At 72.8% G+C, this 13904-nt stretch carries 14 protein-coding genes; 4 read left to right on the top strand and 10 right to left on the bottom strand.

Features of this window, described 5'->3' with window-relative positions:
* Positions 1-24: 24 nt before the first annotated feature.
* From ACZ45E_RS28355 to ACZ45E_RS28345, 3 genes are all read right to left on the bottom strand, one after another.
* A complete protein-coding gene (locus tag ACZ45E_RS28355; RefSeq protein WP_468225655.1) occupies positions 25-1296 on the bottom strand; it encodes a serine-threonine protein kinase in 1272 nt (423 codons plus the stop codon).
* Positions 1297-1388: 92 nt separating this feature from the next.
* Positions 1389-2642 (bottom strand): MFS transporter, encoded by a 1254-nt coding sequence (locus tag ACZ45E_RS28350; RefSeq protein ID WP_468225929.1) that lies wholly within the window; start codon positions 2640-2642, stop codon positions 1389-1391.
* Positions 2643-2805: 163 nt separating this feature from the next.
* Positions 2806-4065: an exo-beta-N-acetylmuramidase NamZ family protein gene (locus tag ACZ45E_RS28345; RefSeq protein WP_468225654.1), complete on the bottom strand. Its 1260-nt coding sequence runs from the start codon at positions 4063-4065 to the stop codon at positions 2806-2808.
* A 175-nt stretch (positions 4066-4240) separates the two neighbouring features.
* On the opposite strand from ACZ45E_RS28345, the gene ACZ45E_RS28340 reads away from it, so the two are divergent.
* The 3 genes from ACZ45E_RS28340 to ACZ45E_RS28330 are packed head-to-tail and all read left to right on the top strand — an operon-like array spanning position 4241 to position 7349.
* Entirely contained in the window at positions 4241-5005 is a 765-nt protein-coding gene (locus ACZ45E_RS28340; RefSeq protein WP_468225926.1) for an SDR family NAD(P)-dependent oxidoreductase, read from the top strand.
* Entirely contained in the window at positions 5002-6705 is a 1704-nt protein-coding gene (locus tag ACZ45E_RS28335) for a class I adenylate-forming enzyme family protein (protein WP_468225652.1), read from the top strand. Before ACZ45E_RS28340 ends, ACZ45E_RS28335 begins: the two co-directional genes overlap by 4 nt.
* A 44-nt stretch (positions 6706-6749) precedes the next feature.
* Entirely contained in the window at positions 6750-7349 is a 600-nt protein-coding gene (locus ACZ45E_RS28330) for a TetR/AcrR family transcriptional regulator (RefSeq protein ID WP_468225650.1), read from the top strand.
* Between the two features lie 52 nt (positions 7350-7401).
* On the opposite strand, the gene ACZ45E_RS28325 is transcribed toward ACZ45E_RS28330, so the two are convergent.
* From ACZ45E_RS28325 to ACZ45E_RS28295, 7 genes are all read right to left on the bottom strand, one after another.
* Positions 7402-8625, bottom strand: a complete 1224-nt coding sequence (locus tag ACZ45E_RS28325) for an acyl-CoA dehydrogenase family protein (protein ID WP_468225648.1) — start codon at positions 8623-8625, stop codon at positions 7402-7404.
* An 8-nt stretch (positions 8626-8633) separates the two neighbouring features.
* On the bottom strand, positions 8634-9674 hold the full coding sequence (locus ACZ45E_RS28320) for a phosphotransferase family protein (RefSeq protein ID WP_468225646.1): 1041 nt from the start codon (positions 9672-9674) through the stop codon (positions 8634-8636).
* A 210-nt stretch (positions 9675-9884) separates the two neighbouring features.
* Positions 9885-10181, bottom strand: coding sequence for a hypothetical protein (locus tag ACZ45E_RS28315; RefSeq protein ID WP_468225645.1), 297 nt, complete (start codon positions 10179-10181; stop codon positions 9885-9887).
* A 97-nt stretch (positions 10182-10278) separates the two neighbouring features.
* On the bottom strand, positions 10279-10584 hold the full coding sequence (locus ACZ45E_RS28310) for a DUF202 domain-containing protein (RefSeq protein ID WP_468225642.1): 306 nt from the start codon (positions 10582-10584) through the stop codon (positions 10279-10281).
* 17 nt (positions 10585-10601) lie between these two features.
* Positions 10602-10994, bottom strand: a complete 393-nt coding sequence (locus ACZ45E_RS28305; protein WP_468225639.1) for a YidH family protein — start codon at positions 10992-10994, stop codon at positions 10602-10604.
* Positions 10995-11024: 30 nt separating this feature from the next.
* Positions 11025-11531: an NUDIX hydrolase gene (locus ACZ45E_RS28300; RefSeq protein ID WP_468225638.1), complete on the bottom strand. Its 507-nt coding sequence runs from the start codon at positions 11529-11531 to the stop codon at positions 11025-11027.
* A gap of 116 nt (positions 11532-11647) precedes the next feature.
* Entirely contained in the window at positions 11648-12538 is an 891-nt protein-coding gene (locus ACZ45E_RS28295) for a DMT family transporter (RefSeq protein ID WP_468225636.1), read from the bottom strand.
* A gap of 363 nt (positions 12539-12901) precedes the next feature.
* On the opposite strand from ACZ45E_RS28295, the gene ACZ45E_RS28290 reads away from it, so the two are divergent.
* Positions 12902-13870: a hypothetical protein gene (locus ACZ45E_RS28290; RefSeq protein ID WP_468225633.1), complete on the top strand. Its 969-nt coding sequence runs from the start codon at positions 12902-12904 to the stop codon at positions 13868-13870.
* Positions 13871-13904: the final 34 nt, after the last annotated feature.

Genomic DNA, 13904 nt, shown 5'->3' with positions numbered 1-13904 from the left:
CGAGTCCGTGAGCCCGCGCGGGACCTAGGCGCGCATCCGCCCGGCCCCCAGTACCACCCGTGCCAGCTCCTCGTGGCAGATGTCGCTGTGGGCCCCCATCGGAGGCCCCCCGGCCCGGACGACCTGGGCGGCGTCCACGCTCACGCACCCCGTGCCGGGAACGCCCGACCGCAGCGCGTCCGCGAGCGTGAGACGGACCGTGCCGGGGATGTCCTGGATCCCGTCGAACCCCATCGCGCCCCAGCGGGCGCCGAGGTCCAGAGCCCCCTCGTCGTCCCCGGCGAGCCGGGACGCCAGCGGGTAGATGGTGCCGAGTGCCGAGTCGAAGCGTGAGTGGCACGACACCAGCGGGCCGTCGATCCGGGCCTGGCGCCCTTTCAGGACCCCGCGGTCGGCGAACGCGTAGTGGGAGAAGGCGCCCTGAAGCAACGTCACCGACTTCACGTTGCGGTCACCGGCCGGCAGGCCGGACAGCGCGAACGAGACGAGGCGCGCCCCGAAGCTGTGGCCCACCAGATGGACCCGCACGTCCGGGGCGGCGTCCGCCAGCCGGCCGAGGAGCGGGCCGAGCCCGTCCTTGCCGACCTTGCCCGCCCGCCTCTTCATCGCGAAGTACGTGGCCTGCCGCAGGAGTTCGTGCGCGCCCTTCCACGCCTTCGCGAGACCGCCGGGCAGCCGGATGCCCGCCCCGGCCGCCGCGGCCTCCAGAGCGTCGGCGAACCGCAGGCACACGGTGTGCGTGTTCTCCTGGAGCATCGCGGGAGCGCTGTGCGGCGAGTCCTCGTCCTGGACGTCCGCCCCGTGGGCGCTGGGGTGGATACCGGCCAACTGGCGTACCAGACCGCCGAACTGGTCGAACGCCTCCGCCTCTTCCGGCTGCCGCTCCAGCAGCCGGGCCAGCCGTCCGATCACCGCCTCGCTGTCCGGGAAGGTCGCGACGAGCGCCTGCCGGGTGCCTTCGGCGAGCGTGGTGCGCGGCGGTGTGGCGGTGGCCGCCCGCGCCGGGTGGAAGTCGGGGATCTCCTCGTCGGTGAAGCGCATCGAGGGCCACAGCGCGCCCACGTACCCGATCCCGGCGCCCGACGCGAGCGCAGGGAACGGCGCGAAGAAGCGGTCGTAGAGCCGGGTCGCGATGGCCCGGTCGTTGTTCCAGCCGTGCGCGAGGACGACAAGGTCCCGCACCCCGCGCCCGCGCACCTCGCGCAGCAGCCGGTCCCGGCGTCCGGGCTCCGGATCCCCGTCGGCGTCGAACTGCAGCTCCCAGTAGGGACGTACGTGTACTTCCGGTACGGCCATGGCCAACCCCCGTGGCAGTCGTGCGTGCGATGTGCCGCATCGTCCTGCCGCTGCCGGGGATTGGCCATACGTCCCGTCGCGTACGGGCGCAATCAGTCGAGTGCGCGCTCGCGCGTCTCCGGCAGGGCCAGCACGCACAGCAGCGAGACGACCGCCATCGCGCTCACGTACCAGCCCACCGACGACGAGCCGAACGCGCCCTGCAACCGTGTCGCCACCAGCGGGGCCACCGCGCCGCCGAGCACCCCGCCCAGGTTGTAGGCGAAGGAGGCGCCCGAGTAACGCACTTGCACCCCGAACAGCTCCGGCAGGTACGCGCCCATCGGGCCGTACACCACGCCCATGCAGAACAGGGCCCCGCCGAGCGCGAGCGCGATGAGCGCGGGCCGCTCGGTGTCCATCAGCGGGAACAGCAGGAGGCCCCAGACCGCCGCGAGCCCGGAACCCACGAGCACCGTCCTGCGGCGCCCGCCCGCGTCGGAGCGCGTCGCGGCGAGCCAGGTGCCGGCGGCCAGGAAGAGGCACGCCACGAGCGACACCGCGAGCATGGTGCCGCGAGGCACGCCCAGCGTCTTCGTGCCGTACGCGAGGCAGTAGGTGGTCGCCGTGTAGAAGAGGCCGTACGCGACGACCATGCCGCCCGCGCCGAGCAGGATCTCCTTCGGGTGGCGCTTGAAGACCTCAAGGGCCGGAGCCTTGCTGGCCTCCTGGTCCCGCATCACCTTGGCGAAGACAGGTGTCTCGCTGATCTTCAGCCGGACGAACAGGCCGACGGCGACCAGCAGGAAGGAGAGCAGGAACGGGACGCGCCACCCCCACGACCGGAACGCCTCGTCGGACAGCGACTCGGAGAGCAGCCAGAAGATGCTGGTCGCCGCGAAGAAGCCGACAGATGGGCCCAGTTGGGGGAAGGCCGCGAACATGCCGCGTCTGCCGCGCGGCGCGTGCTCCACGGCGAGCAGCGCCGCCCCGCCCCACTCGCCGCCGAGGCCGACGCCCTGGAGGAACCGGAGCAGGACGAGGAGCAGCGGCGCCCAGACGCCCAGCGTGTCGTAGCCGGGCAGCAGGCCGACGCAGGCCGTGGAGAGGCCCATCAGGAGCAGGGAGGCCACCAGGACCGATTTGCGGCCGACGCGGTCGCCGAAGTGCCCGAAGACCAGTGAGCCGATCGGGCGGGCCGCGAAGGCGACGGCGTACGTCGAGAAGGAGGCGAGGGTGGCGTTGAGGGAGGAGAGGTTCGGGAAGAACGCCTCGTTGAGGACGAGGGCGGCGGCGGTTCCGTAGACGTAGAAGTCGTAGAACTCGATGGCCGTCCCGATGAAACTCGCCACCGCCACGCGGCGCAGGCTCTCCGGTTCGGGCCCTGGACCGGATCCGGCCTGCGCCGCGTCCGCGCGCGCGTTCTCCCTGGTCGATTCGTCTTTGAGCACGCCCCGCACTGTCTCGGTAGCTGCATAGTGCAGTCAATGCCTGAGACGGTCCGTCTCGGGTGCTGAGACCCGGTGGCGTCTACTTGTACGTGAGGTAGCGCCTGCGCACGTTCCGGAACGCCGCCAGCTCGCCCTGCCACGCCGCCACGACCTCGTCCGTGGAGGCCCCCGCGTCGATCATCGTGCGGACCTTCGTGGAACCGGTGAGCTTGTCGATCCAGTTGTCCGAGCGCCAGGCGAAGTCGCTCCAGACCGCCTTGGCGGTGACGAGCAGGGCGATCCCGGTGCGGACCGGGTCGTACGCCTCCCGGTCGTCGACGTGGAGCTGCACGCCGCCGATCGTCCTGCCCTGGAACTTGGAGAACGTGGGCGCGAAGTACGCCTCCCTGAAGTGCACGCCCGGCAGCGCGAGTTCGTTGACCGCGGCGGCCCAGCGCCCGTCGATGCCGTCGGCGCCGATCAGCTCGAAGGGGCGCGTGGTGCCGCGCCCCTCGGACAGGTTGGTGCCCTCGAAGAGACACGTCCCCGCGTACACGAGCGCGGTGTCCGCCGTCGGCATGTTGGGGCTCGGCGGCACCCACGGCAGCCCCGAGACGTCGTAGAAGTCGCGCCGCCGCCACCCCGTCATGGTGACGGTGGCGAGCTCGACGGGGTGCGTCAGGTACTCGCCGTTGAAGAGGCGGGCCAGCTCCGTGACCGTCATGCCGTGCGCCTGGGAGATCTCCCGGCGGCCGACGAACGTCGCGAACTCCTTGTGCAGCACCGGCCCGTACGCGCCCCGGCCGGTCACCGGGTTCGGGCGGTCCAGGACGACGAACCGCTTGCCCGCGAGCCGCGCCGCCTCCATGCAGTCGTACAGCGTCCAGATGTACGTGTAGAAGCGGGCGCCCACGTCCTGGATGTCGAAGACGACCGTGTCGACACCGGAGGCCGTGAAGACGTCGGCGAGGGGCTGCCCGCTCTTCAAGTACGTGTCGTAGACGGGCAGTCCGGTCGCCGGATCGTCGTAGCGCCCCTGCGACCCGCCCGCCTGGGCCGTGCCGCGGAAGCCGTGTTCGGGCCCGAACACCGCCGTCAGGTCGACGCGCTCGTCGGCATGCATCACGTCGACGATGTGCCGCACGTCCCGCGTGACCCCGGTCGGGTTGGTGACGATGCCGACCTTGTCGCCGTCGAGCAGCGCGTAACCGTCGGCGGCCAGCCGCTCGAAGCCGGTCCGCAGGCGGGGTCCGCCGCCCCCCGGCGCCGCGCTCGCCACCCCGGCACCGACGCTCGGCCCGCCGGCCGCGCCCACCGCTCCCGCGCCCACCGCGAGCAGGGTTCGTCTCGACACGTTCATGCGGGAAACCTCCGTGATCAACGGGACTGGCATGGCCCTGCACGCTAGCGCCCGGACCGGCCGCGGGGAACGAAGCTCACCTGGATCACCCGCCGGAACCCCTTCCCCGACCACATACCGACTGGTTAGTCTGCTGACGCAACCGAGCCGTTTCGCGTCGTGTCGAAGGAGACCGATAGTGGAGAGTCTGCAAGGCCAGGGGATCGTCGTCACCGGCGCGGGCGGCGGCATCGGCGCCGCCATCGCCCGCCGGTTCGCCGCCGCCGGCGCCCGTGTCGTCGTCAACGACCTGGACGCGGCCAAGGCCGCGGCGGTCGCCGACGAGATCGGCGCGACCGCCGTCCCCGGCGACGCCTCCGCGATCATCGACGATGCCCGCGCCGCCCTCGACGGCACCGTCGACGTCTACTGCGCCAACGCGGGCCTCGCCTCCGGCGGCACCGAGGCCGCCGCCGAGGAGGTCTGGGCAGCGGCCTGGGACGTGAACGTCATGGCACACGTCCGCGCCGCGCACGCGCTGCTCCCCGACTGGCTGGAGCGCGGCACCGGCCGCTTCGTCTCCACCGTCTCGGCCGCCGGGCTGCTCACCATGGTGGGCGCGGCCCCGTACAGCGTCACCAAGCACGGCGCGTACGCCTTCGCCGAGTGGCTCTCCCTCACGTACCGCCACCGCGGGGTCAAGGTGCACGCCATCTGTCCGCAGGGCGTGCGCACCGACATGCTCACCGCGGCCGGATCGGCGGGCGACCTGGTCCTCGCGCCGACCGCCATCGAGCCGGAGGACGTCGCCCAGGCGCTGTTCGCGGGGATCGAGGAGGACCGCTTCCTGATCCTGCCGCACCCGGAGGTCGCCGAGTACTACGCGGCCCGCGCCGCCGTCCCCGACCGCTGGCTCACCGGCATGAACCACATCCAGCAGAAGTGGGAGGCCGCCAAGTGACGGACCACCTCACGGACTCCCCGGCGGACCCGGCGACGGAGTCGATCTACGCCGCCAGGCCCTGGCTCGGCGTCCTCAACGACGCGCAGAAGGCCCCGGTCACCCCGGCCCCCACCGTCCTCCACGCCTTCGCCGACGCCGTGCGCCGCGCCCCCGCCCGCACCGCGCTCGCCTACTTCGACGGCCGCCTCTCGTACGCCGAGGCGGACGCCCTGTCGGACTCGGTGGCCGGCCATCTCGCCGCCCGGGGCCTGGAGCGCGGCGACCGCGTCGCGATCATGCTGCAGAACACCCCGCACTTCGTGCTGGCGCTGCTCGGCGCGTTCAAGGCGGGCGCGGTCGTGGTCCCCGTCAACCCCATGTATAAATCGGGCGAGGTCGGGCACGTCCTGCGCGACGCCGAGGTGACCGCCCTGGTCTGCGCGGACCGCGCCTGGGACGCGTACCTGCGCGAGACCGCCGCCGGCTCGACCGTCCGCATCGTGCTCACCGCCTGTGAACTCGACTTCCAGACGCGGGGCGACGAGCGGGTCCTGACGTTCGAGCGGGTCACCCCGGCGGCCGACGACGCCGACGACCTCGTGACGGTCGCGCGCGCGGGCCACGCCGTACCCGAAGGCCGGACGCCGGGCCCGGACGACACCGCGCTGATCAGCTACACGTCCGGTACGAGCGGCACCCCGAAGGGCGCCACGAACCTGCACCGCAACATCACGTACAACGCCGAGCGGCAGCGCACCGGCCTCGGACTGCCCGAGGGCGCCACGTACTTCGCGCTGGCGCCGCTCTTCCACATCACCGGCATGGTCTGCGAACTCGTCGCGAGCTTCGCCAACACCGGCACCCTCGCGCTCGCCTACCGGTTCGAGCCGGGCGTCGTCCTCGACGCGTTCACCGAGCACCGGCCCGCCTACACCGTCGGCCCCTCCACGGCCTTCATGGCGCTCGGCGCCCAGCCGCAGGCGACCCGCGAGCACTTCGCCTCGTTCGCCTCCATATCGTCGGGCGGCGCGCCGGTGCCGCCCGCCCTCGTGGAGAAGTTCCGCGCCGCCTTCGGCCCGTACATCCACAACGGCTACGGGCTGACCGAGTGCACCGCGCCCTGCGCCTCCGTGCCGCCGGGCGTCGAGGCACCCGTCGACCCGGTCTCCGGCACCCTCGCGGTCGGCGTGCCCGGGCCCGACTCGGTCGTGCGCATCCTCGACGACCTGGGCAACGAGGTCCCCTTCGGCGAACAGGGCGAGATCGCGGTGCGCGGCCCCCAGGTCGTGCCCGGCTACTGGCGCCGCCCGGACGCCACCGCCGAGGCCTTCCCCGACGGCGAACTGCGCACCGGCGACATCGGGTTCATGGGCGCGCGCGGCTGGCTCTACGTCGTCGACCGCAAGAAGGACATGATCAACGCGTCCGGCTTCAAGGTCTGGCCCCGCGAGGTCGAGGACGTCCTCTACACCCACCCCGCCGTGCGCGAGGCGGCCGTCGTCGGCATCCCGGACGCCTACCGCGGCGAGAGCGTCAAGGCGTACGTGAGCCTGCGCCCCGGCGCGGACATCAGCGCCGGCGAGCTCTCCGCGTACTGCAAGGAGCGCCTCGCCGCGTACAAGTACCCGCGCGAGGTGGAGGTCCTGCGCGAGCTGCCCAAGACGGCAAGTGGGAAGATCCTCCGGCGGGAACTGCGTTCCCCGTCGGCTCGGGACTGAGCCGCGCACAGCGACACACAGCGACGCAACAGCACGGAAGGCAGGTGGCGGCAGTGCCCACGACGGACGGCGACGGCACACCCGTTCCGCAACGACTCCTCGCGGCCGCCACCCGGCTGTTCGCCGAACGCGGCTACGACCGCACGTCGGTGCAGGAGATCGTGGAGGCGGCGGGCGTCACCAAGGGCGCCCTCTACCACTACTTCGGCTCCAAGGACGATCTGCTGCACGAGGTGTACGCGCGCGTGCTGCGCCTCCAGCAGGAGCGGCTCGACGCGTTCGCCGAGGGGGACGAGCCCGTCGAGCGGCGGCTGCGCGCCGCGGCGGCGGACGTGGTCGTCACGACGATCGACAACCTCGACGACGCCTCGATCTTCTTCCGCTCCATGCACCACCTCAGCCCCGAGAAGAACAAGCAGGTACGGGCCGAGCGACGCCGCTACCACGAGCGGTTCCGGGCGCTGATCGAGGAAGGCCAGAAGACCGGCGTCTTCTCCGCCGAGACACCGGCCGACCTCGTGGTCGACTACCACTTCGGCTCGGTCCACCACCTGTCCACGTGGTACCGCCCGGACGGCTCCCTCACCCCGCAGCAGCTCGCCGACCAGCTGGCCGACCTGCTGCTGCGGGCCCTTCGCCCCTGAAGGCCGGGCGCGGCCGCGGGCCCCCGGACCCGGACCGCGCCCGCCGTCAGCCCTACAGGTACTGCTTCAGCTCGCGCCGCGCCAGCGACCGCTGGTGGACCTCGTCGGGGCCGTCGGCCAGGCGCAGCGTCCGGGCGCCGGCCCACAGTTCGGCCAGCGGGTAGTCCTGCGAGACGCCGCCCGCGCCGTGCAGCTGCACCGCCTTGTCGATGATGTCGACGACCGTCCGCGGCGTCGCGATCTTGATGGACTGGATCTCGGTGTGGGCCCCGCGGTTGCCGACCGTGTCCATCAGCCACGCCGTCTTCAGCACGAGCAGCCGCAGCTGCTCCACGGCCACCCGCGCGTCCGCGATCCACTCCTGCACCACACCCTGCTGGGCCAGCGGCTTGCCGAAGGCGGTGCGGGCGACGGCCCGCTTGCACATCAGCTCGATGGCCCGCTCCGCCATGCCGATCAGCCGCATGCAGTGGTGGATCCGGCCGGGGCCGAGCCGCGCCTGCGCGATGCCGAAGCCGCCGCCCTCCTCACCGATCAGGTTGGCGGCGGGCACGCGCGCGTGGTCGAAGACGACCTCGGCGTGGCCGCCGTGCCAGTGGTCCTCGAAGCCGTACACCGTCATGGCCCGGCGCACCTCGACACCCGGCGTGTCACGCGGCACCAGGACCATCGACTGCTGGCGGCGGATGTCGGGCCCGTCCGGGTCCGTCTTGCCCATCACGATGAAGACCTTGCAGTCCGGGTTCATGGCACCCGAGATGTAGAACTTCTTGCCCGTGATGACGTAGTCGCCCGTGCCGTCGGGGTCCCGCTCGATGTACGTCGTGATGTTCGTGGCGTCCGAGGAGGCGACCTCCGGCTCCGTCATCGCGAACGCGGAACGGATCTCACCGGCGAGCAGCGGCTCCAGCCACTGCTTGCGCTGCGCCTCGCTGCCGAACTGGGCCAGCACCTCCATGTTCCCGGTGTCGGGCGCGGCGCAGTTCAGCGCGGTGGGCGCCAACTGCGGGGAGCGGCCGGTGATCTCGGCCAGCGGCGCGTACTGGAGGTTGGTCAGACCGGCGCCGTGCTCGGGGTCCGGCAGGAACAGGTTCCACAGGCCCTGCCGGCGGGCCTCGGCCTTCAGCTCCTCGACCACGGCCGGGGTCTGCCACGGCGAGTCGAGCGCGGCGCGCTGCTCGGCGGCGACGGCCTCCGCCGGGTGCACGTGCGTGTCCATGAAGGCGAGGAGCCGCTCCCGGAGTTCCTCGGTGCGGGCGTCGAATGCGAAGTCCATGGGTGAGGTCAGCCTTCCTGAAGGTCCTGGAGTGTGGTGAGGCCGTGCTCGATGAAGACGGGGACCAGCTCGCCGATCCGGTCGAAGCCGGCGCCGACCGTCTGGCCGAGCGTGTAGCGGTAGTGGATGCCTTCGAGGATCACGGCGAGCTTGAACCAGGCGAACGCCGTGTACCAGGAGACCGCGGACACGTCGCGCCCCGAGCGCGCGGCGTACCGCTCGACCAGCTCGGCCGGGGCCGGATGCCCGGGGGCCGAGGCGGTCGTGGAGATGGGGGAGTCCGGCAGTTCGAGGCGGGCGCTGTACATCACGAGCAGCCCGAGGTCGGTCAGCGGATCGCCGAGCGTGGACATCTCCCAGTCGAGGATCGCCTGGATGCGGTCGACGCCGTCCGTCTCGTCCCGGCGGATCAGGACGTTGTCGAGCCGGTAGTCGCCGTGCACGATCGTGGGGGCGGGCGAGGCGGGCAGCGAACGGCCGAGCGCCGCCTGCAACTCGTCGATGCCCGCCAGCTCCCGGTTGCGGGACGCGTCGAGCTGCTTGCCCCAGCGGCGCAACTGCCGGTCGAGGAAGCCCTCCGGCCGCCCGAAGTCGGCGAGGCCCACCTCGGCCGGGTCCACTGCGTGCAGATCGACGAGCGTGTCCACGAGCCCGAGCACGGCGGCCCGGGTCCGCTCGGGCCCGAGCGGCGCCAGCTCCGCGGCGGTCCGGTACGGCGTCCCCGCCACGAACTCCATGACGTAGAACGGCGCCCCGAGCACGTCCTCGTCCTCGCAGAGCAGCAGCGGCTCAGGAACCGGCACGGCGGTCGGATACAGTCCGGCGATCACCCGGTGCTCGCGCTTCATGTCGTGCGCGGTGGCCAGCACGTGCCCCAGCGGCGGCCGCCTGACCACCCAGCGGGCCGCCCCGTCGGTGACCTCGTACGTCAGGTTGGAGCGGCCGCCCTCGATGAGCCGCCCGGACAGCGGACCGCCGACCAGACCGGGGCGCTCACGGTCGAGGTGGGCGCGCAGCTGGTCGAGGTCGAGGCCTGGGGGGTGACTCATCGAGGTCCTCCGGGAGTCCGGGTGGGCGGGGAAACGCACGCAGCGATGGGCCTCATCATGCCGACCAGTCGGTATGTCGTCCAGAGGCTCGCAGGAAAGTGATCGTTCTAACGGTGCCCACGGTGCCCTGTCCCCGGGGCGAACGAAAGGGCCCGGCAGGAGGCGGATGCCGGCTGCCGGGCCCTTCGCGCGCCCGTACGGGCGGTGGGGTCAGTGGTCGTCCCAGTGCCCCTCGTGCGCCGCGTGCCGGTGGCCGTCGTGCGCGTAGTCGACGTGGTCGCCGTGCGGGACCGCCGGGTGCCCGCAGTCCGGCCCGTGCCGGTGCTCGTGGTTCTCGTGGGCGACATGGGAGCCGGGCTCGCACTCGTCCCAGTGGCCGTCGTGCGCGGCGTGCAGATGCCCGTCGTGCGCGTAGTCGACGTGATCGCCGTGCGGCACCGCCCGGTGCCCGCAGGAGGGGCCGTGGGCGTGCTCGTGGACGGGGTGCTCCTGATGAACGGTGGTCATGCGGCTCACCTTCGGTGGCATGCCGGGTTGACGCCCCGAAGGCTAGCCCGAAATGTCCGTTGGGCGGTGCTATGTGGCGCTGTCGTGCCTCCGCACGTCACACCACGAGCACCGCCGCGGACACGGCCAGCGCGACCGTGCACAGCGCCGCCGTCGTCGCGGCCCGCCGGGACATCCGCGGGGGCGCCGCCTCGTTCAGGGCGAGCCCGGTGATCCGGCGGTGCGCCACCCCGAGGAAGCCCAGCCACACCCCGAGGCAGAGCGCGGCGGCCACGATGCCCAGCGGCCCGGCCCCGCCGTGCAGCACGGTCTTCATAGCGAGTACGGCCGCGACGGTGCAGGAGAGCGTCGTACGCCGCCACGCGAGCCGGGTCCTGGCCGGCTGGAGACCGGGATCGCGCACGGCCCCGCCCGCCCCGCTCACCCTTCCCAGCCCACGACGACCACGGCGACCATCGCCAGCGCGACCAGCGCGACCACCAGGCTCAGCACGGCCGGGAACCTCGACACCGGCAGGTCGTCGCCGCGCCGCATCGCCCGCTCGCAGCGCACCCAGTGGCTCACCGCCCGCAGCGAGCAGAGCACCCCGGCGCCGAGCAGCGCCAGCGCGAGCCCCACCCGCCAGGCCCAGCGCAGATCGGGCAGGAACTGGTCCACGGCGAAGCCACCGCCGATGAGCGCCAGCGCGGTGCGCACCCACGCCAGAAAGGTGCGTTCGTTGGCCAGCGAGAACCGGTAGTCGGGCGTATCGCCCTCGTCCCTGACCCGTTCCGGGGCGAACCAGAGCCGGGCGTTGCGCACGAAATCGATCACTCGAAGGACATTACCCGTGCGTCACCCGCGTCACCGATGAGCCTTCAGCCGCTCGTACGCCGTGAGGCTGTCCGGCGTCCAGGGCCACTCCTCGAGCCGCCGCTCCAGCTCGTCCGGGCTCAGGAACGCGTACCAGTCGATCTCCTCGGCCTGCGGACGCACGGGCAGATCGCAGATCACCTCGTGGACGTACGACCACCAAGAGCCCCCGGCGCCGTCCTCGTACAGGAACTTGAACAGCGGGGTGGGCGCCGGCAGCCCGCTCACCCCGAGCTCCTCCTCGGCCTCGCGCAGGGCGGCCGCGTCGTAGCTCTCCCCGGCCCCCACGACGCCGCCGACGAACATGTCATACATCCCCGGGAAGACGAGCTTGGTGGCGGTGCGGCGATGCACGAACACGCCGCCCGCAGGGTCGCGGGCCAGGACGAACACGGCCCGGTGCCGCAGGTTCGCCGCGTACGCCGCCCCGCGCGGGGCCTGCCCGACGACGCGGTCGTGTTCGTCGACGATGTCCAGGATCTCTTCAGCGGGGTCCATGGCGGAAAGGCTATGCGCCCCGAGGAGCCCCGGGCCGGACCGGCCCCGCCACCCGCGTCCGGCGGCGGAGCCCGTGCCGGGCGTCGGGGCGCGGACGGGGGTTCAAAGACAGGCTCTCAAGCCCCGCTGGACAGCTGGTCCCGCTCCCGCGCGGCGGCGCCCGGCATGGCGGGATGCAGGCCCAGCAGCACGACCCCCGCCACCACCCCGGCGAGGCCCGCCGCCTCCCAGGCCAGCGCGCCGGTGTCCGTCCGCAGCCGGTCCCCGAGGAAACCCACCCCGCACACGATCCCGGCCAACGGCTGCGCCGCCGTCAGGGCGGGCAGCGACATCCGCAGCGGCGCCGTCTCGAACGCGCTCTGCACCAGCACGAGCCCCGTCACCCCCAGGGCGAACACCGCGTACGGCTGCCACCCGGTGAGCAGCGCCGACCAGCCCCCGGCGGCGAACCGCTGACCGCTGACCCGGGTGAGCGCGTCCTGCACCCCGTAGAGCAGCCCCGCCGCCACCGCGAGCAGCACCGGCGCCGCGCCGAGCCGGGACCGTTTCGCGAGCGCCGCGAGGGACAGGGCGCCGCCGACCATCACACCGATGATCAGCCAGTGCCGCAGCGGATCGGTGATCGCGTTGCCGCCGCGCGGCTGCCCGGCCACGATGAACGCGCTCACCCCGCCCGCGAGGAGCAGCAGCCCCGCCCAGCCCTGCCGGCCGAGCGGCTGTCTGGTCTGGCGGCGCGAGAGCATCAGGGCGAAGAGCAGGTTCGTGGCCAGCAGCGGCTCGACCAGGGTCACCTCGCCCCGGCCGAGCGCGACGGCGCCGAGCGCCATGCCGCAGACCATCAGCCCTATCCCGGCGAGCCAGCGCGGCACCCGGATCAGGTCGATCAGCAGCCGGGGGGAGAGGAAGTCGCCGAGCGGGGCGTGCCGTGCCGCGTTCTGCTGGAGGACGAAGCCGATGCCCAGGCAGAATGCCGCGCTCACGGCGAGGACCAGTACGAGAACCGACACGCTGCGCACCTCGGACAGCTGCTGGACGGGCAGGAGTGGGTATCTGCCGACGATAGCGCTCCCCGGGGCCGTCCGCTCCACGAGTGCGACGGGCCCGCGCTCCCGCGGTCGGCCGCTACGTACTCGTGTCACGTATCCAACGCCCCAGGTCAGAGCCTCGACCATGAGGTGGTTGAACGATTCAGATGCTGAACTCGCCGGGTGTGGTGCCGAGTTGGTGAAGTCTGTCACCCGGCGACCCTTGACGCGGAGGCCCCCCTACCGGTTTGCTGTGCGTGATCTTTATTCCCGGGCCGCGCAGCGTCGCGTCGGCGCCGCACCGTCGTTGCTTCGTACCTGAAAAGTCGTAGAGGAACCGCCGCGGTGTCCCCACCCCCGCCTCCGCTCGGGCGCCCCCGCAAGAAGGCCGCGCACTCCTTCGACCCCGCGCTGGACGACACCGCGCTCGTCACCGCCCGCACCGCCCTCGCCCAGGGCCGGTGGACCGAGGCACGGACGCTGCTCGCCGCCACCGGTGAGGACTGGGACCGCCGCGGCCACCGCGCGATGGGCCTCGCGCAGGAACCGACCGCGGTCGCCTGGGTCGGCGACTGGCGGCTGGCCGAGCCCGAGTCCACCGACGCCGCCACCCTTCTCGCCTGCGCCCTCGTGCACCGCGCCGTGGCCGGCAAGGCGCGCCCCGACAAGGCCCGCGCCGCCTGCACGGCCGCGGCCGCGCTGGTACCCGCCGACCCGACGCCCTGGCTCGGACTGCTCTTCCTGGAGCGGGAGTTGGGCCGCGAGGAGGACGTCGTACGCCTCTTCGACGAAGTGCGCCACCGCCACCCGGTCCACCACCACGCGCACCACCTGATGGTGGCCCGGCTCGCCGAGCGGCGCGCCGACGCGGGCCAGGACCCGCTGCACGAGGTGTACGACTTCGCGGCCTGGGCGGCCGAACAGGCGCCGTCCGACTCGCCGTTGGCGGTCCTCCCGGTCGTCGCGCACGCCGAGCGCTACCGCGTCCTCGCCAGGGCCGGGGTCGAACCCCCCGACCCGAAGGCGTCCGGGCACTGGACGGGGCGCCGGGCCCGCCTCGTCATGAAGGCCGCCTTCGACTGGTGGCTGGAGTGGGGCGACCCGCACGACCGGGCCGGCGCCGCCCACCCACGCGCCCGCATCGACCTCAACTTCCTCGCCCACGCCAAGTACTGCGAGGGCCGCCCGGCCGAGGCCGCCGCCCTGTTCCACCGCATCGGCCCGCACATCACCCCGGCCCCCTGGTCGTACCCGGACCGGGACCCGTACGAAGCCTTCCGCGCCGCGCGCAGTGCCGCGCTCGGCTCGGCGTAGACGATCAGCCAGTGACCAGGCAGCACACATCGGA

It is taken from the genome of Streptomyces sp. NPDC030991 (assembly GCF_055571235.1).
The sequence above is the reverse complement of the archived record's forward strand: the minus strand, read 5'-3'. Positions and strand labels throughout refer to the sequence as shown.

Excerpts from the sequence above, each read along its gene's own strand:
- ACZ45E_RS28355 (WP_468225655.1), bottom strand. The coding sequence starts at position 1,296 with ATGGCCGTACCGGAAGTACACGTACGTCCCTACTGGGAGCTGCAGTTC.
- ACZ45E_RS28345 (WP_468225654.1), bottom strand. The coding sequence starts at position 4,065 with ATGAACGTGTCGAGACGAACCCTGCTCGCGGTGGGCGCGGGAGCGGTG.
- ACZ45E_RS28325 (WP_468225648.1), bottom strand. The coding sequence starts at position 8,625 with ATGGACTTCGCATTCGACGCCCGCACCGAGGAACTCCGGGAGCGGCTC.
- ACZ45E_RS28320 (WP_468225646.1), bottom strand. The coding sequence starts at position 9,674 with ATGAGTCACCCCCCAGGCCTCGACCTCGACCAGCTGCGCGCCCACCTC.
- ACZ45E_RS28315 (WP_468225645.1), bottom strand. The coding sequence starts at position 10,181 with ATGACCACCGTTCATCAGGAGCACCCCGTCCACGAGCACGCCCACGGC.
- ACZ45E_RS28300 (WP_468225638.1), bottom strand. The coding sequence starts at position 11,531 with ATGGACCCCGCTGAAGAGATCCTGGACATCGTCGACGAACACGACCGC.